The organism is Pseudoalteromonas sp. HL-AS2, from assembly GCF_031198805.1.
GTDB classification, from domain to species: Bacteria; Pseudomonadota; Gammaproteobacteria; order Enterobacterales; family Alteromonadaceae; genus Pseudoalteromonas; species Pseudoalteromonas nigrifaciens.
Window position 1 is genome coordinate 2,175,863 of record NZ_CP133571.1, and the last position, 20,665, is coordinate 2,196,527.

The 20,665-nt window shown below is 39.2% G+C and carries 15 protein-coding genes; 5 read left to right on the top strand and 10 right to left on the bottom strand.

What is annotated here, in order from left to right; genetic code table 11:
• Window positions 1-2: 2 nt before the first annotated feature.
• The 9 genes from RB215_RS10185 to fabB form a co-directional block, all read right to left on the bottom strand.
• On the bottom strand, window positions 3-497 hold the full coding sequence (locus RB215_RS10185; RefSeq protein ID WP_058373811.1) for a CvpA family protein: 495 nt from the start codon (window positions 495-497) through the stop codon (window positions 3-5).
• A 196-nt stretch (window positions 498-693) separates the two neighbouring features.
• Window positions 694-1,323: an SPOR domain-containing protein gene (locus RB215_RS10190; protein ID WP_089368568.1), complete on the bottom strand. Its 630-nt coding sequence runs from the start codon at window positions 1,321-1,323 to the stop codon at window positions 694-696.
• A gap of 11 nt (window positions 1,324-1,334) precedes the next feature.
• Window positions 1,335-2,600, bottom strand: a complete 1,266-nt coding sequence (gene folC / locus RB215_RS10195) for a bifunctional tetrahydrofolate synthase/dihydrofolate synthase (protein WP_086998467.1) — start codon at window positions 2,598-2,600, stop codon at window positions 1,335-1,337.
• 25 nt (window positions 2,601-2,625) lie between these two features.
• On the bottom strand, window positions 2,626-3,501 hold the full coding sequence (gene accD, locus RB215_RS10200) for an acetyl-CoA carboxylase, carboxyltransferase subunit beta (protein ID WP_011328732.1): 876 nt from the start codon (window positions 3,499-3,501) through the stop codon (window positions 2,626-2,628).
• A 154-nt stretch (window positions 3,502-3,655) separates the two neighbouring features.
• Complete coding sequence (gene truA / locus RB215_RS10205) at window positions 3,656-4,450, bottom strand: tRNA pseudouridine(38-40) synthase TruA (protein ID WP_011328733.1); 795 nt, start codon at window positions 4,448-4,450, stop codon at window positions 3,656-3,658.
• A gap of 149 nt (window positions 4,451-4,599) precedes the next feature.
• Window positions 4,600-8,691 carry a FimV/HubP family polar landmark protein gene (locus RB215_RS10210; RefSeq protein WP_309216313.1) on the bottom strand — a complete coding sequence of 1,364 codons (4,092 nt, stop codon included), beginning with the start codon at window positions 8,689-8,691 and terminating at the stop codon, window positions 4,600-4,602.
• Window positions 8,692-9,039: 348 nt separating this feature from the next.
• Window positions 9,040-10,056, bottom strand: a complete 1,017-nt coding sequence (locus RB215_RS10215) for an aspartate-semialdehyde dehydrogenase (protein ID WP_011328736.1) — start codon at window positions 10,054-10,056, stop codon at window positions 9,040-9,042.
• 45 nt (window positions 10,057-10,101) lie between these two features.
• Window positions 10,102-11,223 carry a 4-phosphoerythronate dehydrogenase gene (locus RB215_RS10220; protein WP_309216314.1) on the bottom strand — a complete coding sequence of 374 codons (1,122 nt, stop codon included), beginning with the start codon at window positions 11,221-11,223 and terminating at the stop codon, window positions 10,102-10,104.
• A gap of 109 nt (window positions 11,224-11,332) precedes the next feature.
• Window positions 11,333-12,544, bottom strand: coding sequence for a beta-ketoacyl-ACP synthase I (gene fabB, locus RB215_RS10225; protein ID WP_309216315.1), 1,212 nt, complete (start codon window positions 12,542-12,544; stop codon window positions 11,333-11,335).
• A 181-nt stretch (window positions 12,545-12,725) separates the two neighbouring features.
• On the opposite strand from fabB, the gene mnmC reads away from it, so the two are divergent.
• Together mnmC and RB215_RS10235 are read left to right on the top strand one after the other, a co-directional pair.
• Window positions 12,726-14,735 (top strand): bifunctional tRNA (5-methylaminomethyl-2-thiouridine)(34)-methyltransferase MnmD/FAD-dependent 5-carboxymethylaminomethyl-2-thiouridine(34) oxidoreductase MnmC, encoded by a 2,010-nt coding sequence (gene mnmC / locus RB215_RS10230; protein WP_011328739.1) that lies wholly within the window; start codon window positions 12,726-12,728, stop codon window positions 14,733-14,735.
• An 82-nt stretch (window positions 14,736-14,817) separates the two neighbouring features.
• A complete protein-coding gene (locus RB215_RS10235; protein WP_011328740.1) occupies window positions 14,818-15,453 on the top strand; it encodes an NAD(P)-binding oxidoreductase in 636 nt (211 codons plus the stop codon).
• A 5-nt stretch (window positions 15,454-15,458) separates the two neighbouring features.
• On the opposite strand, the gene RB215_RS10240 is transcribed toward RB215_RS10235, so the two are convergent.
• Entirely contained in the window at window positions 15,459-16,217 is a 759-nt protein-coding gene (locus RB215_RS10240; protein WP_309216316.1) for a sulfite exporter TauE/SafE family protein, read from the bottom strand.
• 595 nt (window positions 16,218-16,812) lie between these two features.
• On the opposite strand from RB215_RS10240, the gene gltS reads away from it, so the two are divergent.
• From gltS to RB215_RS10255, 3 genes are all read left to right on the top strand, one after another.
• Window positions 16,813-18,027, top strand: coding sequence for a sodium/glutamate symporter (gene gltS / locus RB215_RS10245; RefSeq protein ID WP_011328742.1), 1,215 nt, complete (start codon window positions 16,813-16,815; stop codon window positions 18,025-18,027).
• Between the two features lie 550 nt (window positions 18,028-18,577).
• On the top strand, window positions 18,578-19,639 hold the full coding sequence (locus RB215_RS10250; RefSeq protein ID WP_244363750.1) for a DUF262 domain-containing protein: 1,062 nt from the start codon (window positions 18,578-18,580) through the stop codon (window positions 19,637-19,639).
• A gap of 1 nt (window position 19,640) precedes the next feature.
• On the top strand, window positions 19,641-20,294 hold the full coding sequence (locus tag RB215_RS10255) for a hypothetical protein (protein WP_208834159.1): 654 nt from the start codon (window positions 19,641-19,643) through the stop codon (window positions 20,292-20,294).
• Window positions 20,295-20,665: the final 371 nt, after the last annotated feature.

Consider the following 20,665-nt stretch of genomic DNA (forward strand, 5'->3'; position numbering starts at 1 on the left):
GATTAACGGTTTACTGAATTTAAAAAGCTTGAGTTGTTTTCAAGGTATGAAAAAAACCATTCAACAACAAAGCCAAATTCCGGAATCAAAATAGAGTTGCCCCACCAATGCGTACTAGGCGCACCTGTAAAAGCATCAAGAAAGAAGAGTAACGCGCTCACGACCAACACGCCTCGAAGAGCACCAAACACAATGCCAAAAACACGGTCGGTGCCTGATAAACCAGTACGCTGTACTAATTCACCTAAAATGTAGTTTAGTAAACCGCCCAACAATAGCGTCACAAAGAATAATATGGCTATGGCCGCTGCATTTCTTAAAAGGGGTTCAGAAATGGTAGTTAGGAAGGAAGCTAAATATTGATAGAACAAGCTAGAGATGATAAAAGCGCCAGCCCATACAGCTAATGACATAGCTTCTTTAACAAAGCCGCGTATTAAACCGATGACGGTAGATAGTGCAATAATGCCAAGAATGGCGTAATCAACCCAGATCATAAGAACCAATTAGTCGCTAATTTGGGGCGCATTCTATACCTAAACATCGTTAATATGCAAGTTTAAGCGGGAGATAACTGGTTGCCCAAAACAGTAAATTTTAACCTTAATTAAAATAGTTTTGACCAACATATGAGAAGTGTAATACGACTAATAAAAACACCTAACCTTGCTACACAAGGCTAGGTGTAACACGTTACTTGGTTACTTCAAATTGCGTTATTTTACCATTGAGCTTAGTTAGCTCTTTAAGTGCTGGTAATTGCTTTTGTAACTCATTTTTATTAAGCGATGGGCCAACAAATACTTTAGTTAATGTACCGTTTGGCGTTTTTACTGGCTTAGTAAAGGTTTTGAACCCTTTAGCTTGCAGCTTTGCTTGCAGCGCTTTTACGTTTGCGGCATGAGAAAAACTACCTAATTGAATGACATAAGCCATGCTGGTTAGGTTCTCATTGTTTTGGCGTGGCTTGATTGATTGTACCGGCGCAGCTGCTTGTGGTTGAGCTTTAGGCGCTATTAGCGCCTCTACCACTTTAGCTTCTGATGTATAGTCACTTTGAGCAATATTAGCTTGTTGTTCAAAAGCGATATCATCTGCTTGAATGTCTTCTATCTCATCTTGTTGCAACGAGTCTGCTCCGGCTACGTTTTCATCAATTTCTTGCTGCAGATCGATTGTTTTGAACTCAGAGCGTTCTGGAATCGCTTTAAAGCCTTCTTTATAGTGCACTTTTTCACCATCAAGTATGTTAGGTATAAACACAATTGCTGCTATTACCACGATACTTGTTCCGACTAAGCGATTTATAAAACTTGAGTTCACCGATATTCTCTCTATTTTTTAAAGTAATCAATAGCGCCAGCAACGGTAAAAAATGAACCAAAAACAATCAAAACTGTGTCGTTTTGTTGTGTTGGCAAAATTACATCGAGTGCTGCTGCTACGCTATTATAACTATGCTTAATATCATTATGCGGTATGCTTTGTAGCGCATTTTGTAAGTTGCTAGCGCTATCACCACGAGGGCCATTTAAACTCGCTAACGACCATTGATCAACTAAATGGCTTACTTCTTTAAGCACACCTGCTTTATCTTTATCAGCAAGCATAGCGACTAATGCATGAATTTTAAAGCCTTTATCTTTGTAGCTTAGTAATTTACTTGCTAAATATCGAGCCGATTCAGGATTATGCGCTACATCGGTATATACCAAGGGTTGGTCGCTTAACTGCTCAAAACGCCCTTCCACAACCAGGTTTGCTAAACAGGCTTTGATCACCGACTCACTCGGGAGTAAATTTAACACACTTAGCGTGGTTAACGCTGTTGCTGCATTTTGACTAGGAATTGCTGGTTTAGCTAATTCAAGGTTGTACTGTTGGTATTGCCAGCTAAAGGTATCTGCGTGTTCTTTAAATATAAAGTCACTCCCTGATAAAACCATCTTGGCATTTATTTCATCGCCATAATCAGTCATGGTATGGGGAATATTTAAATCGCCAATAATAGCCGGCGTATTTTCACGAAAAATACCCGCTTTGTCATAAGCAACGAGTTCACGCGTATCACCTAAGTATTCTTTGTGATCTAAATCGATAGTGGTAATAACACTCGCAAAAGGCGTAACAATATTAGTGGCGTCATAACGCCCGCCTAAACCTACCTCTAAGAGTACGTAGTCAACCTCACAGCGCTTAAAAATTGCCAGCGCAGCCAAGGTGCCATATTCAAAATAAGTGAGTGCGGTATCTTTGCGCCCTTGTTCTAGTAAATGAAAGGCATCAACATGATACTGATCGCTAAGCTCTTGCCCATTTACCCGTACACGTTCGTTATAGTGCGTTAAATGTGGTGAAGCATACGTACCTACGCTAAGGCCTTGCGCTAAAAGTAACGACTCTAGGCAGCGTGCTGTGGTGCCTTTACCATTGGTACCGGCAATCAAAATAATTTTACTTGAGGTGTTTAATAGCCCAATGTTATTAGCAACACTGGCAACGCGTTCTAGCCCCATTGCAATATTTGCAGGGTGAACACTTTCTAAATAAAAAAGCCAATCATCAAGGCTTGATGATTGGCTAGGAATTGTTTTTGTCATAGCGTTAGATCAATAAAGCTTAAATTTACGCTACTCTATGCTCTTGCTCAGTAGAAGGCAAGTTCATAAACTTAGCCAAGATGCGTGCCAATGTATCGCGCATTTCACGACGGTCAATAATCATGTCTATTGCACCGTGTTCAAGCAAGAATTCACTACGCTGAAAACCTTCAGGGAGTGTTTCACGCACTGTCTGCTCAATAACACGCGGCCCTGCAAAACCAATTAATGCTTTTGGCTCGCCTACGTTAATGTCGCCCAACATAGCAAGCGATGCAGAAACACCGCCCATTGTTGGATCAGTCATAACTGAAATAAATGGTAAGCCTTTTTCTGTCATTTTAGCAAGCGCGGCACTGGTTTTAGCCATTTGCATTAATGAAATAAGTGCTTCTTGCATACGTGCGCCGCCAGATGCCGAAAAACAAATAAGTGGCATATTATGCTCTAAGCATTGATCAACAGCGTCAACAAAACGAGCACCTACTACCGATGCCATTGAACCGCCCATAAATGAGAATTCAAATGCTACAGCAGCTACAGGAATACCTTTTAAATGTCCCTTCATTGCCACAAGCGCGTCTTTTTCACCACTTGATTTTTGCGCCGCTGTAATACGGTCAGAGTATTTTTTTGAGTCTCTAAATTTAAGCACATCTTTAGGTTCGTGCTGTGTACCAAGTTCTACACGGTCACCTTCATCTAAAAAATACTCAAGGCGCTTACGCCCACTAATACGCATATGATGATCGCACTTAGGACATACATTCAATGCTTTTTCTAATTCGGCTTTATACAAAATAGAATCACACGATGTACACTTAGCCCAAACACCTTCTGGAATTTCTTTACGACCTGATGCTTTTGTCGTTTTAGGTAAGATTTTTTCTAGCCAACTCATTTGCAACTCTCTTAATGCTGTTCTGTGTCGCGAGCTTGCATGCTTATCATGCAAACAAATTTTCTCAATTAAAACATGAATTACACTAACACGGTATCAAAAACTGGTCTTAGTAGTTGCCAGCGCTTAGATTAAACAGTTAAAAACCACCTAATTAAATACTAATATCTGGTAAAAACAAAGGTCCTAATGGCGTTTTAGGTATGTTAAATTGTTCAGGATAATCAACATCTACCAGGTATAAACCGGCAGCTTTAGCGGTTGCACTTGCCTTTGCTCGCTCTTTTAAATCTAGCAATTCTTTTAGCCAAACAGGTTGTTGTTTATGTAAGCCTATATCCATTAAACAACCCGTTATATTACGTACCATATGATGTAAAAAAGCATTGGCTTTAATATCTATAATAACGTAACTGCCTTGGCGCTGTACCGATAAATGCTGAATTGTTCTAATAGCAGTATTTGCTTGGCAGTGAATAGCGCGGAACGACGTAAAGTCGTATTTACCTATTAAATACTGACACGCTTCTTGCATTTTAGTTTCATCAAGCGTGTGATGAAAGTGCGTAACACCTTCGTTTAATACCGCGCCACGAAGTGGGTTATTATAAATAACATAACGATAACGGCGTGCTGTAGCACTAAAACGAGCATGAAAATCATCAGCCACTGGCTGAGCAAAACGAATAGCAATATCTTTTGGCAACAATGTATTCATGCCTAAAGTAAATGCCACCATATCGCGTGGTGCATCTGTATCAAAGTGCACAACTTGCCCGGTACCATGCACACCGGCATCGGTGCGCCCTGCGCATACAATTGCAACCGGATGATTACAAATACGCGATAACGCTGTTTCTACTTCTTGTTGTACGCTGTTTACGTGTGATTGTCGTTGCCAACCACTATAGCGTGCGCCGTTGTATTCAACTCCAAGTGCTACTCGCATAATTACTGCTTTACCTACTGTGCTAATGAACGGGGCATTTTATGCTATCTAGCGATGCAATAAAAGCAGCTGCGCTATAATCAAACCTATCCCGATTAAAAAAGCCCGTAATTAGTAAAATTACGGGCTTTAAATTTATGCTCTTTATTTTATTTAAGTTTAGCTTTTAAGCTAAGCGCTTCTTGTTGAACTTCTTCAGGGCCTTTATTAATAACGTCTTCGATAACCTTAAGCGCTGAGTCAAAATCATCTATTTCAATATAAGCGCGGGCTAAGTCTAATTTAGCAGAATAACCGCCACTTTCAGCATCAACATCTGTTGGGTTATCGCCGGCCAGTAATGAGTCAAAATCACCTAGCCCTACGTCCATATTCACATCATCGTAAGGTTCGTGCTCTGTATCTGCGTCGTCACTTTGCTCTAATAACGCATCAATATCTACAAACTCATCTTTGCTAGTTTGCTCAATAGTATTGCTGTTAACAGTTGGCTGTGGCGCTAAAGCTGATTCATCAGTATCTATTTCATCACTGAGTAAGTTATTAAAATCAACGTCAAACTCACTACTGTCTGCAATATCCAGCTCATCAGCATCGGCTAATTCATTTAGTAATGCATCAAAGTCGGTCTGAGTTAAATCGGCCATAAACTCGTCATCAAGCTCATCATCCGATGCAACTTCACCGTTATGCGGTAACTCTGTTGGCATTAATGCCGCTTCACGGTCTACATTTGTTTGCTCATCAATTAACTTCTCATCTAACTCTTCATTTAATTGCTCAATTTGAATATCGTCTACTTCGTTAAGCAAATCATCACTAACGTCATCATTTAATTGCTGCTCAGACGAATTACTTGTATCAACCTCTGGTGGTGAGGTTATTGCTAATAATTCATCTTCATTTTGTTGTTCACTATCGAGCTCTGAAAAATCATTTTCAATTAATAGTTCATCGTCAAAGTCATCATTTAAACTATCTAAATTACCACCGGCTAGTAGCGAGTTTGCAAGATCTTGTTCAGCTTGACTCGAGGCCATACCTTTAGCATCACCATCTAGGTTATCGCCTTGCAGCTCTTGCGGAGTAAACGCTTGCTGTTCATCTGCTGTTAGTATTGCATCGTCATTCAGATCTAGCTCAGGGTATTCGTCTACATCAAGCTCTTCGCTTGGCGCTGCTACATCAGGCACTGACTCATCTGCTAATAATTCAGATTCATCATTTTCAATACCTAGAGGGTCGTCACCTAATTCGGCTTCTGTTACATCATTAAAATCATCAACCGACCACTGAGGGGGTTCTACATACTCTTCATCATCGGATGCTTGTTGTAGCTCATTTAAAAGCTCATCAACACTTTTTAAATTATCGTCATTATATTCTTCAAGCGCATCTTCAGGATCGAGTAACGTCTGCGATGTATCTGAGTAATCCTCTATAATTGAGTCGCCAAAATCGTCTTGCTCTTCTACTGCAAGCTCTGGTTCTGACTCAAGTGCTGACTCTGTATTTTCACTGAATGATGAGGCAACAGATTCAGCGTCTTCACTATTTAACTCTTGCTGCGCTTTTTCTAAATCCTCTACTGATTCAGCAAGGGCTGTATCTATTTGTGCATCATGTTCATCAAGGTCGTCGTCTAAGTTATCAATTAAGCTGTCGATATCGTCAATATCATCTAAGTCGAAGTCATCAGTTTCTTCTACTAACTCAGCTGTATTATATTGCTCTTCAAGCGGTGCTTCAGGCTGTTCTTCATCATCCTGCTCACTTACTTCATCGATTAAGCTGTCGATATCGTCAATATCATCTAAGTCGAAGTCATCGGCTTCTTCTACTAACTCAGCTGTATTATTTTGCTCTTCAAGCGGTGCTTCAGGCTGCTCTCCCTCGCTTTGTTCACTAACTTCGTCGATTAAGCTGTCGATGTCGTCAATATCATCTAAGTCGAAGTCATCGGCTTCTTCTACTAACTCAGCTGTATTATTTTGCTCTTCAAGCGGTGCTTCAGGCTGTTCTTCATCATCCTGCTCACTTACTTCATCGATTAAGCTGTCGATATCGTCAATATCATCTAAGTCAAAGTCATCAGCTTCTTCTACTAACTCAGCTGTATTATATTGCTCTTCAAGCGCTGTTTCTGGCTGCTCTTCATCGCTTTGTTCGCTAACTTCGTCGATTAAGCTGTCGATGTCGTCAATATCAACACCATCATTTTCTTCAACTAATTGTGTCGTGCTGCTTTGTTCTTCAAGCAGATCATCATCCTGCTCGTTTGCTTCATCGATTAAGCTATCGATGTCATCTAAATCAAAGTCGTCATTCTCTTCTACGAGCTCTGTAGCGCTGCTTTGCTCTTCCAGCAGATCATCGCCCTGCTCGTTTGCTTCATCGATTAAGCTATCGATATCATCTAAATCAAAGTCGTCGTTTTCTTCAACTAGCTCTGTAGCGCTGTTTTGCTCTTCAAGCAGATCATCGCCCTGAACGTTTGCTTCGTCAATTAAGCTGTCGATATCATCTAAATCAAAGTCGTCGTTTTCTTCAACTAGCTCTGTAGCGCTGTTTTGCTCTTCAAGCAGATCATCGCCCTGTTCGCTTTCTTCATCGATTAAGCTGTCGATATCGTCTAAATCAAAGTCGTCGTTTTCTTCTACGAGCTCTGTAGCGCTGCTTTGCTTTTCAGGCAGAGCATCGTCCTGCTCACTTACTTCATCGATTAAGCTGTCGATATCATCTAAGTCAAAGTCGTCGTTTTCCTCTACCAACTCTTCTGTATTTTTTGGTATTGATGATTGCTCTGATTCTAATAAATCATCAATATCAAAATCGTCATCTTCACTTGCTAACTCTTCACTAAAGGCAGATATTTCATCGTGAGAATCCCCACTCTCTGGTGCTACTTTGTCGCTATCACTCGATTCAATTTCTGGTAAGCTATCGTCTTCATCAAATAAGCTATCTAAATCATCAGCACTTAAAATATCATCACTGTTTTGTGATGTGTTTAAGTCTAAATCAATAGTGTCCTCTAAGCTGTCATCTACAGGCTCATCAAAGCCTTGCTGCATAAAAATATCGAGCTCATCATCGTCTTGGCCGTCTTCATCATCAAAAATGATGTCATCGCTCAGTAAGCTTTCTAACTCATCTTGATCTAATAAATTGCTATCGTCTAATGAGTCGTCAAACGCTACATCGTCATCTAACAGCGCGTCATCCGAAATACCGTCATCTAATTGAACACTTAAATCATCCAACGGATCAGGAATAATAGGATCGTCGTGGCTAGCTGCACTTACAACATCATCGCTGTCATCACTGCTATAAACGGGAGTTTGCGGTAAAAACTCTTCATCTTCTTGGTTATTTTGTTCTGTGTTATTTGCGCGTTTACGTAACAACATTACAACGGCAAAAATAATTAATAATGCAGGTATAGTCATTAACAAAATTAAAACCAGCGGATTAGATAGCAAGGCTCCTAAGTCAAATTCGGCATCTTGTTTGGCGTCTTTGATTTTTTGTTGCGCTATTATTTCATTTTGTTTAACTATTAATTCTTTAAGTTGCAGCTGTATTTCGCTGTCTTGGCCTAGTTGCTCGCGTAAGTTTTTTAGCTCTTGTGAAATTCCTGTGAGTTGTTTTTTAAGCTTGTTATTCTCTACTAATATTTCTTCAACATTGTTTACCGAACTTTTAAATTGCTGTTGCAGCTCAACTAATCTATTACTTTGATCCGTTTTTATGTCATTTAATTCTTTTTGTAATTCTTTTTTAGCTTCGTCTACGTCAACTTTACGCGCTTGCGTTACTTTGGTTTGAGCTGTATTAATTTCGCTTTGCGTTAGCGTGCCGTTTTTCTTTTTTTCCCATAACTTGTCGTCTTGTTCAGAGCGCTGTCTTGCTAGCTCAGAGCTAACACTTTTAATTTCAGCTAAGGTGGGTATGTTTAAATAGGCACCACTTTGCATGTGGTTAAGGTTTTGTTCTAAAAATGAATTTGGATTTTTGTTATACAAGGCCTGCATAACTTGATAAATGCTTACAGAGTTATCAGGACGAACTTTAACAGCAATACGCCAGAGTGTATCGGTCGGTTTTATTGGCCCTATTGCTCGTCCTTGCACACCATAGTCAACGCCTTTAGGCCCCTTTAGTTGGGTACTGTCTTGAGAGTAAACAGAAGTGACTATCAATGCAGACGCCAATATAATAAGTGAAGCTAAACCGCGCATGCTGATCCTTTAATGTTTAAATGTTAACGTAGCGCCACAAAGTGGGCGCATAAACATTGATTATTCTTGCCGTTATCAACCAAATGGCTGACTCACATTTTTTATTACAATCTATTTTTATTGCAAGCTCTATTCCAGTTACAAACTATAAACCAGTTAGCCACTAATATCCATCGCAACACTTTGAAAATAAATACCTTAAATTTATAATTAAAAGTATTTAAATCTGTTACATCAACATCTTTATACGCTTTTAAATTATATGCGGCAATTAATTGACAGCCATATAAACAAAAAGCGGCAAACAAATAATGTTTACCGCTTTTTTTGCTTTAAAGCTATAAGTAATTACATGTAGTTAGCAATAAGCTCTTCTGCAATTTGTATGCTATTTGTTGCTGCACCTTTGCGGGTATTATCGCTTACAACCCACATATTTAAACCATGTGGATGTGAAATATCGGCGCGTAAACGACCAATATAAACTGTGTCATTACCGCTGGCATCAGATACCGCTGTTGGGTAATCGCCCGCATCATCAATAAGCTCAACACCTGGCGCGTCGTTTAATAACTGTTTTACGTGTTCAAGGTCATATGGCATACGTGTTTCTATATTGATTGACTCTGAATGACCAAAAAACACCGGTACTCTTACACACGTTGGGTTTACTGCAATGGTAGTATCGCCTAATATTTTATGCGTTTCGTTAACCATTTTCATTTCTTCACGGGTGTAGCCGTTATCTTCAAATGCATCTATTTGTGGGATCACGTTAAACGCAATTTGCTTAGGAAATATATCGCTGTCAACTGGACGGGCATTCATTAAGTTAGCGGTTTGCTTTGCTAACTCATCAACCGCTTTTTTACCTGCGCCCGACACTGCTTGATATGTTGATACATTAATACGGTCAATTCCGTAAGCATCGTATATTGGTTTTAGTGCCAACATCATCTGAATAGTTGAACAGTTAGGGTTGGCAATTATGTTACGATTTCTAAAATCGGCTAAGCTTGCTGCGTTAACTTCTGGTACGATTAGAGGGACTTCAAAATCATTTCTAAAAAATGATGTATTGTCGATTACTACACAACCAGCATCTGCAGCAATTGGCGCGTACTGCTCTGACACACTACCACCAGCAGAGAAGAAGCCTATGTGCGCTTGGCTAAAGTCAAAGCCTTCAACATCTAGTACTTCAATGGTCTCACCACAAAACTTAATGTCTTCGCCTGCGCTGCGGCTGCTAGCAAGTAAAAAAAGTTGATCCACTGGAAATTTACGATCTGCTAATGTTTCAATGATTTGACGACCAACTAAACCTGTAGCACCAAGTACCACAACGTTATATTTTTGCGACATATTTATTCCTCTTTAAGCGATATTAAAACAACATCGCTAGTTAAATTAGTTTGCAACAGTAAACCCAAGCTGGGCTAAAGCGGCTAGCTGCGAGCTATCACCTTGTATTGTTAAAGTGCTAAATTCTCGTCTTACAGGGTAGTTTTTACGTAAACTATCAAAACCGTTATTCGCTAAATCACGCAGTAAAATACCGTCATCACGGCGTACGTCGTAAATTAAATGCACCAAACGCGCAATATCAGCTTCATTAAAACTTTGTCCTAATGTAGCTTGCGTAATTGCAGGCACGGGTAAAAACTCGTCGAGCGACTTTGTTGCTTCTATCCCTTTTAGTTCACAAAACTTTTGATACAATATTTGTGTACCACGGGCTTTCCCTTCAAGGGTGTGCCCTGCAATGTGAACGCTTGCATAGCGCACATGCTCCAATAGCTCAGTTAAAATAGTGGGTTCGTTTTCCCATACATCAAGCACTAAATCTAAATCGGCACCCGCTTGCATCACTTCTAATAATGCTTGATTGTCAATCACATCACCACGGCTTGCATTAATTAACGTAAGCCCGGGTTTGAGCGCTTTTAATCTGGCTTTATCCATCATATGTAGCGTTTTATGCTCGCCACTTTTTATAAGCGGAACATGAAAAGTTACAATATCTGACTGCGCAAGTAATTGATCAAGTGCTACGTGCTCGTTTAATAAGTCTTGCGCATGTTTTATTGGATCACATAAAAGTACAGTTAAATTCAGCGCTTGTAATTTTTGCGCCAAACAACTGCCAATACTGCCTACGCCAACTATACCTATTGTTTGATTATTAAGTGGGCGGGCGTTTTCTTGGCTTAAGGCATATAAACTGCTTATTACATACTCGGCTACCGCAATTGCGTTGCAGCCTGGCGCGCTACTAAAGGCAATATTTTTATCATTTAATAATTGCGTATCAATATGATCAACACCAATTGTTGCGGTGCCAACAAAGCTTAGTTTGTTAGCGTGTGCTAAAAGCTCATTATTAACCTGAGTGACTGAGCGAGTAAGCAGCACATCTACGTCTATTAGTTGATCGGCTGTTAATTGTCGCCCATCAAAACGCTCAACTTCACCAATGTCTGCAAAGTACTGCTCAACTAAAGGCATATTCTGATCGGCAAGAATTTTCATACAGAGTCCGTTTGGCAATTAAGGGTCGCTATTGTAACGAACAACCTAGGCTTTGCACAAACTAAAAAGCCGAGCAATGCTCGGCTTTGGGTATTTAGTAAGAAACTAATTAACCTTTATATTTACTCATAACTAACGTGGCATTTGTACCACCAAAGCCAAAGCTGTTCGACATTACAGTATTTAACTCAACATCACGACGTGATGTAACAATATCAAGGCCTGCAGCTTGCTCGTCTAATTCATCAATATTAATTGATGGTGCAACAAAGCCATGCTCTAGCATTAATAAAGAGAAAATAGCCTCGTGAACACCCGCCGCACCTAGGGCATGGCCTGTCATTGCTTTAGTTGCGCTGATCATTGGTGAATTACCACCAAATACGTCTTGAATAGCGCCAAGCTCTTTAACATCGCCCACTGGAGTAGATGTGCCATGCGTATTTAAATAATCAATACTTTCTACGTCTTGCATAGCTTGGCGCATACAGCGTGCAGCACCTTCGCCTGAAGGAGCAACCATGTCGTAACCATCAGACGTTGCACCATAGCCAACAATTTCTGCGTAAATATGTGCGCCACGAGCAAGAGCATGTTCAAGCTCTTCAACCACAACAATACCGCCACCACCAGATATAACAAAACCATCGCGGTTTGCATCGTACGTACGCGATGCTTTTTCTGGTGTTTCGTTGTATTTAGTAGAAAGTGCGCCCATAGCGTCAAATTCCATTGCTAAAGTCCAGTGCAGCTCTTCACCACCACCAGCAAAAACAACATCTTGCTTGCCAAGTTGAATTTGTTCTACTGCATTACCAATACAGTGCGCTGATGTAGCACATGCAGAACTAATAGAGTAGTTAACACCTTTAATTTTAAACGGTGTTGCTAAACATGCAGACGTGGTGCTTGCCATAGTACGTGGCACCATATAAGGACCTACACGCTTTACGCCTTTTTCGCGTAAAATATCAGCCGCTTCTACTTGCCATTTAGATGAACCACCACCAGAACCAACTATAATACCCGTACGCTCGTTTGACACTTGCTCGTCAGATAAACCTGAGTCTGCAATCGCTTGCGTCATTGAAATATAAGAATAGGCAGCAGCATCACCCATAAAACGCATTGCTTTGCGGTCAACATGTTCTTTAACGTCAATATCAATTTTGCCCGACACGTTGCTACGTAGCTTGTAATCGGCAAATTCTTGGTTAAACGCAATGCCACTACGGCCTGTTTTTAACGATTCTAATACTTCTTCTTTGTTGTTACCAATACTTGATACAACACCGATACCTGTAATTACGGCTCTTCTCATGGGTAATTCCCTTAGCTTAATACTTAATTGCGTTCTATTTTACGCGAATTTAATCATCTAAGTGGTCAGCTTTCTAGCGTACACTTGTACTCTGAACTGCTAGCTTATAAATAACGCCAGACTATTTCAAAGAAAACACGTAAAATAATTAAAAAATTTCATCTCTAAAATTAAATGGGTCATGATAAAAAACGCCAACATTCACTTTAACCACCAAGGCACACCTGTTGCCAATGACTTCGATGATATTTATTATTCTGACGATAATGGCTTAGCTGAATCTTATTATGTGTTTTATCAGCAAAACAATATAGATACACGGTTACAAAGCCATGACCAAGCACATTTTGTTATAGCCGAAACCGGTTTTGGTACTGGCCTTAACTTTTTAAATACATGCCAGCACTTTACTGACCACCTTGCACGCCAACAAGTTCAAAAGCAACTAAACTATGGTGTAAAGCGACTACACTTTATTGCCTTTGAAAAACACCCATTAAGTGTAAGTGACTTAAGCAAAATATTAACAGCATGGCCTGAACTTAATTTATTAAGTGAGCAACTTATCAGCCAGTATCCCATTAATTTAGCAGGCTGCCATCGACTTGAATTTAATAATGGGACAATCGTGCTCGATTTATATTTTGGTGATGCACTGGAATCGATTAAAACAATGAGCTATCCGCGCTCAGGTATAGTAGATGCTTGGTTTTTAGATGGTTTTGCACCGAGTAAAAACCCTGACATGTGGCAGCAAAGCCTGTTTAATGCCATGGTTAACATTTCAAAAGTAGGAGCCACCCTTGCTACCTTTACCGCTGCCGGCTTTGTTCGTCGTGGGTTAAGTGATGCAGGCTTTACCATGCAAAAAGTTAAAGGATTTGCGCACAAACGTAGCATGCTAATTGGCACATTAAAACACACTAACGATACGCAATCGGCGCCAAGTTATTTTAATCACGATGTAAGCCCGCTTAGTAATGTGGCGGTAATTGGTGGTGGTATTGCCAGCAGCTGTATTTTATACAGCCTAGCTAAGCGAGGTATTAGCAGCCAATTATTTTGCCAAGATGCTGCACCCGCTATGGGGGCATCGCACAACGTGCAAGGGGCGGTATACCCTCATTTACAAGCAAAAAACTCCCCACACAGCGAGTTATTTGCGCATAGCTTTTTATATGCCAAACGGCTTTATAAACAGTTACTCAATGATGGCTTTAGTTTTGATCATAGCTGGTGCGGTGTATTGCAGCATGCAGTAAAACAGCCACTCGTTGATCGCCATGAAAATTTAGCCCAGCAGCAATTATGGCCACAAACATTAATGCGTAACGTAACCGCAGAGCAAGGAGATACTATAGCCGGAGTTACTACTGGTTATTCTGGCGTATATTTTGAACAAGGTGGCTGGGTAAACCCACCACAACTAGTTAATGCTATGTTGAGCGCCGCCCATTGTTTATCGCCTTATAAAAGTACTTTTAACTGCCATATAGAACAATTAAAAAAAACCAGCAACGGCTGGCTACTTTTTAGTAACGGCAAACAGTTTGGCCCCTTTAGCGATGTAATTATATGTGCAGGTGAGCACAGCGATGCATTTGCACAAACTAAAGCACTACCAATCGTTGGTGTACGCGGGCAAGTATCGCATGTGCAGGCAAGTGAGCAGTCAACTAAACTAAAAACGGTGCTGTGCCATAAAGGCTATTTTACACCCGCTTATTTAGATCATCATTGCATGGGTGCAACGTTTGAAAAAAACACCAAAAGCCGACAAGTAACTGAGCAAGACAACCTTAGTAATCGCGAGCAATTACTCAACTTTTACGGCCACTGTAATTTTGCAACTAGCTTAGGCAATATAACCGCAGCAAAAGCCGCAGTGCGTTGTAGTTTTATTGATCACTTACCTATGGCAGGAGAGTGGGTAGAGCAAAGCGATTACCTAACTGCCTTTGCTAATTTACGTTTAGGTAAACGCTATCAGTACCAAGCCCTAAGTAAAAAACAACAAGGGCTACATATTTTCACCGGCTTTGGTGCACGTGCTTTATGCAGTGCGCCACTTTGCAGTGAACACTTAATTAGCAGTTTAAACAACGAGCCGCGCCCACTCAGCGAGCGTGTAAGCCAAGCTATTCACCCTGCTCGTTTTATAGTGCGTGATTTAATTCGTAATAAAATTTAATCAGTTAGCTATACTTGAAAGGTATACCAACGAGTCACGATCTACTGTAAGCTGAAATAGCAAACAAATTTAGGAGTTAATGATGAGTAAAACCTTAATTATTGGCGCAAGCGGGCAAATTGGTAAAATGACTACCGAGTTATTACTCCAGCATGAGCATAATGTAATCGCTTTAGTGCGCAATAAAAATAAACTAAGTGATTTAAATAGCGTACATTTAACTATTATCGAACAAGATTTAGAAAGCGATTTTAGTGACGTAGTAAAAGACTGTGAGCAAGTTATATTTGTTGCTGGCTCAGGCGGCGGTACAGGTGCTGATAAAACCTTATTAATTGATCTGTGGGCTGCTACTAAGGCAATTAACTTTTCAAAAGAGCACGGGGTTAAACACTTTATTATGGTGAGCTCGTTAGGTGCTGACGACCCTGATGCAATTCAAAGTGATCTAAAACCTTACCTAGTAGCTAAACACATGGCAGACAGATACCTAATAAATAGCGGCCTTAGTTATACCATTGTACGACCGGGTGCATTAACCAACGAAGCCGCATCAATGCTTATTAGCACAACACGACCAAGCGATCGTTCAAATGCAAAAATAAGCAGAGAAAACGTTGCTCATGTTTTATTTAACATTGCGCAAAATCAATGTAATAGCAGTTGTATTTTTGAGCTTTTTGATGGCGACAGCCCTATTAAAGCTGCGGTAAAATAATCTGCTTATAGCAATATTTCACTTATGCCTTGCCAAGCCAATTGGCAAGCCATAAGTGTTAATATAACCTTAAAAATAGCTTTAAAACGTGCTGTAGGCATACGTTTAAGTAAATAAATACCTAACCAAGTGCCTAGCGCACCACTGGCAATCATACCTATCACCAATGGCAACCATTGCCAAAAGCTAAACCCAATAACAGTATAAACAAACGCCTTTAACACATGCTGTAAGGTCATAATGCTAGAAAACGTTGCAGTGAACTTTAATTTGTCATAATTATTAATATGCAAATAACTCGCTACTAGCGGTCCACTTGCGCCAACAAACATAGAAATAAATGCCGTTATTAAACCCGCAACTAAACGCCCCAGCTTTGAGTCGTTTTTAAATTTAGGTGTTTTACCCCACAATAAATAAACCACAAATACCGCAACCGCCAACTTCATACCATCTAACTGAATATCATTAACTACAGTGCTAGAAATGCCAGCGCCAACCAACCCACCAAGCGTAAAGTAAATAAACATATTTTTATCTATATGTTTAATGCTCAACACTAGTCTATTTGCATTCGATCCTAATTGTACTAAGCCATGCACTGGCACCACGACCGTCATTGGCATAATTGATGCCATAACAACTAATAACATCAGCCCGCCACCGGCACCAAACGCGGCAGATACAAACGATGTAAAGCCTGCAAGTACAATAAGTAACAGCGCTATACAGGGAGTAACAAACTCTGTAGCCAATAAATCCATATTTATGCTCTAGGGTGAATAACACCTTATATTGAGGCTTATTTTAGTGATTTTGTATAACCATTAGGTATAACACGCATAGTTTAAATTGCGTTCAAAAAATATAAGCATTGTGTAAAGCCACAGCACATTAAAGCTCAGCATTAAGTTAAAAATATGCTTACAACAATTAATTATAGATTCTATTTTAAAGTTAATAACCCGCTATAAATTAGCCCAAACACGTAACTAATAAAAATGAACTGTCCCTTTATCTATTCAACTTTTAACAATTACACCCAACTTTGTTTGTTGTAAAAAAATACAACCACATTAAAACTAATGAATAAGAATTACTTTATGGCTGTGTTTGCTGCAAAATAGTATACAAACTTAAAATATGCATCTTGATCGGTAACCGGTATATGCTAAGCTCCTGCCCTCAAAATTAAACTTTGCCTGTTTTTTATTAATGATTTGCTAAGTTGCAAGGTACTGCTTTTGCTTATGGCGCTCTAAAGTTTTGAACTGCTAATCTGTTGATTACCTCTTCACGGTCAAACTTTGGTTCATGTGCAAACAAAAATATACCGTATTAAAAAGGTTAAATGCGCTTATGAATATTGAAATTTCTATTATAGAAACCTTGTTAGTTTCTTTGTTAATACTTTTTGCAGGCTATTATCTCAATAGCAAAATTGCTTTTCTTAAAGACAACAACATTCCTGAACCCGTTGTGGGTGGTATTGCCTTTTCTATTATTGCGGCCATTCTGCACGTTTACTTTGATATTAACTTTCAATTCGATATGACTTTTAAAACCCCATTAATGACCATGTTTTTTACCACTGTTGGTTTGGGTGCGAGTTTTAGCTTATTAATTAAAGGTGGCCCTAAAGTCGCACTGTTTTTGGGCGTCGCAACAATTTATTTATTGGTACAAAATGCCTTAGGCATATCTATTGCGGTAGCAACCGGTATGGAGCCTTTAATGGGCTTAATTGGCGGCTCTGTAACACTCTCTGGTGGCCATGGTAGTGGTGCTACGTACGCTGATTTATTTATTAATGAATATGGTATGCAAAGTAGCGTATTTGAACTGGCAATGGCAGCCGCTACGCTTGGGCTTATTCTTGGTGGCTTAGTTGGCGGCCCAGTCAGCAGACGCCTCATTAATAAATACAACTTAAAAGCAGACACTTCATACCATGAAGAGCGCGATGACACAGTTACCTTCGACCCAGATGATCACGACCTAGTAACACCGCGTAAAATGATGGAAACCTTGTTTGTTATATTATTATGTATGTACTTAGGCCGCATGGGCTACGACGCATTAAAAGCAATTGACGTTATTTTACCAGCATTTTTAATCCCATTATTATTTGGTGTTTTTATTACTAACCTTACTGAATTTTCTAAAATTTATAAGGTAAGCCGCGCCTGTATAGACTTATGGGGCACTATGGCGCTATCAATGTTTTTAGCCATGGCTTTAATGTCGTTAAAAATATGGGAGCTGCTGAGCTTAGCCGGCCCAATGATATTTATGATTTTAGTACAAGCCGTTATGCTAATGCTGTTTGCTTACTTTATTACCTTTAGAGTAATGGGTAAAAACTACAACGCCGCAATAATAGCGGGCGGTCATTGTGGTTTTGGTTTAGGCGCAACGCCTACCGCAGTTGCAAATATGGAATCTTTAGTATCTCGTTACGGCCCCTCACCACAGGCATTTTTAGTAGTACCTTTAGTCGGCGCATTCTTCATTGATATTACCAACGCACTCATTATACAGCTGTATTTAAGCTTTCCTTTTGTTAGCGGTTAATAGCCGCACTTAAGCTATTGTATTAAACATTAAGCCAGCCTTAGCGCTGGCTTAATGTTTACTTCGTATCTACTTACTGCTTTATCTCATCGCTAAGCAGCAACCTTACAAACGTATCAAATCTCAACTTACTTTCAATAATCTAAAGCAATACAAGTTTAGTATTATTTACTAAGGTAGATACCCCCATAAAAGCCCTTCACAGCCTGCTACGGGGCAGTATAAGGTGTTATCTATCGCTGTGGTTAAACCTTGTTAAAGCCTCTTACGAGTACCTCAGTAATAAGAAAATCACTCCTGAATACGTACTCGTGAATTTTATCCCTAAGAACCGATATTGGTGGAGCTGGGAGGAATCCCGGCCAGAAAGCCTCGATTGCTATAGATGACGAATAAAAACAATGATTTACATTGAAATGCAGTTATCTACTTGTGATATCTACTTAGGTCTTGTGTTAACTAATGTAATTGGGCAATATATGGGCACTAACGATATTCAAATAAAGATTTATAATTTACCCAAGCGGGGTTATTATTTAAAGGACTAAAATTGGAAGATAGAAAAATGAACCTCAGCGTAAGCCAAATTACACTTATAGATCTTGTAGAGCAAATTCACAGAAAAGAAGTTGTTGTTAATAGAGATTACCAAAGGGGGAAAGTTTGGCCTGATACTGCTAAGTCGTACTTTATTGATACTATTCTCGAAAGTTACCCTTTCCCTAAAATATACCTATACCAAGTTTTTAATGAAAAAACAAAAAGACCAATTAAAGAGTTAATCGATGGTCAACAAAGAATAACAACTATCATAGACTTCATGAATAATAAATTTAAGCTTGGTAATAGTTCGAATAAATATAAAGGTATGTTTTTTAAAGATCTAGATGAGGATGATCAACAAGGCTTCTTATCTTACCAAATTGAAGCAACAGTAATTTTGTCTGCAACTAGACCAGAATTGCTTGAAATGTTCAGACGTATAAATGCATACACAGCTCCTCTTGCAGCCGCTGAAAAAAGACATGCTATTTATCAGGGAGCTTTTAAATGGTTTATTGTTGATCAAGCTGATGCTTACTCTCCACTTTTAGCTGAACTTGAAATAATAGGTCAAAAGCTTTTATCACGAATGGGGGATTGTGAGTTTATATCAGATTTAATAGTTACATTAGAAAAAGGTATTGTTGCTAAAACAGCTAAGCATTTCGAAGATTTATACAAAAACTTTGATGTCAATTTTTCACAACAAGAACACTATGACATTATTTTAGATGATTTTTTTCATATGTTGAAAACAGACTTATCGCCAGTGCATGACACCTTTATAATGAAATCATACGTTATCAATTCATTATTTTCTGCTTTTGTAGCTTGCAAGTACGGATTCCCTAATATGGATGAATTAGTAAACATAATCCCAAATAATGACATAGAATTTGATTTTTATAGAATCAATCAAAAACTGATTGAATTAGCTGAAGCTCATGAAGTACAGGATAATGAGGGTGAACATTCTAAATATGTAAATTCGTGTCTATCAAGCACAACTAAGCTTCCTCAACGCAAAGCTAGGTTTCAGGTTTTAGTTGACGTATTAAGCGGTGATTAATTTGCACCTTGGAAAACTATATTCAAGATTCGAGTGCCGTTACCGCTCATATAAGTCAAGAATTTATCAAATCCAACAAATTCCGTCTTCGGAACAGTGGAAATTTAACTATTGTTCCGAAGTCCTTATATCAGATATATGGCAAAGTTGGTCAGCCTTCAGTAGAGAGCTTATCTTTAGTTCCTGCAGAGGAACAGTTGCTCGAAATGGGGATTTCATACAAGAACGTACAACTACCATAGGTAATTGCTGGAAAAGGCTTGGCTATGAGTCTTCTCGGTTCTTGAGGAATAACAATTTATCTGATACCGGCCATAATAGTTTTTTAATTAGAAAAGAACCTACTTGGGGAGATATTGAAAACGTTCCTGTGATAGTTGATGGGCTTTCTCCAAATAATAAGAGTAACTTAATCTCTTCCTTCGGTAGTTTTAGTCAATTAAAGGATCTCCAATTAGTTCGTAATGCTTGTGCCCATAAAAATGTTGAAACTATATCGGATTTATATGATTTAGCTGGTAGGTATAGCTTCGTCAAAATTACTACACCAACTGACTTAGCTTGGTCTCATAAGAAAGGTACTACAGAATTAGCTATAGATATCTGGCTTGAAGAAATGCTGACAATAGCTAATCTCACAACTGAAAAACGTTAGCTTAAAACTGTGGTCCAAACTTAATAGCATCTTCTAAATGACTTGGTGCAAAGTGCGCGTAAAACATGGCTATACTGCTCTTTTGGCAAATTAGTAGCGGGCAAGTATTTAAAACTCTTTCAATTTAATAACTTATTTAATCTGACAATTGCCGGTTTTTTAGAGCCAATACCCAATTCTTACTATTACTTCTGCTTATTTTCAAAACCTTTATTCGCCTTTAGATGGCGCTCAACGACGTTTCGCTAGCGACAACTAACTGTGCGTTTGTAATATGAGGATCGTTGCTAATAAGGTTGATTATTAATTTATCTACAGCAGACAGTTTTAAACTCTCAGTTACTCCCCTCATTTAAACCTTCATTTTTTAA

Excerpts from the sequence above, each read along its gene's own strand:
- RB215_RS10240 (WP_309216316.1), bottom strand. The coding sequence starts at position 16,217 with ATGGATTTATTGGCTACAGAGTTTGTTACTCCCTGTATAGCGCTGTTA.
- RB215_RS10235 (WP_011328740.1), top strand. The coding sequence starts at position 14,818 with ATGAGTAAAACCTTAATTATTGGCGCAAGCGGGCAAATTGGTAAAATG.
- folC (WP_086998467.1), bottom strand. The coding sequence starts at position 2,600 with ATGACAAAAACAATTCCTAGCCAATCATCAAGCCTTGATGATTGGCTT.
- fabB (WP_309216315.1), bottom strand. The coding sequence starts at position 12,544 with ATGAGAAGAGCCGTAATTACAGGTATCGGTGTTGTATCAAGTATTGGT.
- truA (WP_011328733.1), bottom strand. The coding sequence starts at position 4,450 with ATGCGAGTAGCACTTGGAGTTGAATACAACGGCGCACGCTATAGTGGT.
- RB215_RS10215 (WP_011328736.1), bottom strand. The coding sequence starts at position 10,056 with ATGTCGCAAAAATATAACGTTGTGGTACTTGGTGCTACAGGTTTAGTT.
- RB215_RS10185 (WP_058373811.1), bottom strand. The coding sequence starts at position 497 with ATGATCTGGGTTGATTACGCCATTCTTGGCATTATTGCACTATCTACC.
- RB215_RS10210 (WP_309216313.1), bottom strand. The coding sequence starts at position 8,691 with ATGCGCGGTTTAGCTTCACTTATTATATTGGCGTCTGCATTGATAGTC.
- RB215_RS10220 (WP_309216314.1), bottom strand. The coding sequence starts at position 11,223 with ATGAAAATTCTTGCCGATCAGAATATGCCTTTAGTTGAGCAGTACTTT.
- gltS (WP_011328742.1), top strand. The coding sequence starts at position 16,813 with ATGAATATTGAAATTTCTATTATAGAAACCTTGTTAGTTTCTTTGTTA.
- accD (WP_011328732.1), bottom strand. The coding sequence starts at position 3,501 with ATGAGTTGGCTAGAAAAAATCTTACCTAAAACGACAAAAGCATCAGGT.
- mnmC (WP_011328739.1), top strand. The coding sequence starts at position 12,726 with ATGATAAAAAACGCCAACATTCACTTTAACCACCAAGGCACACCTGTT.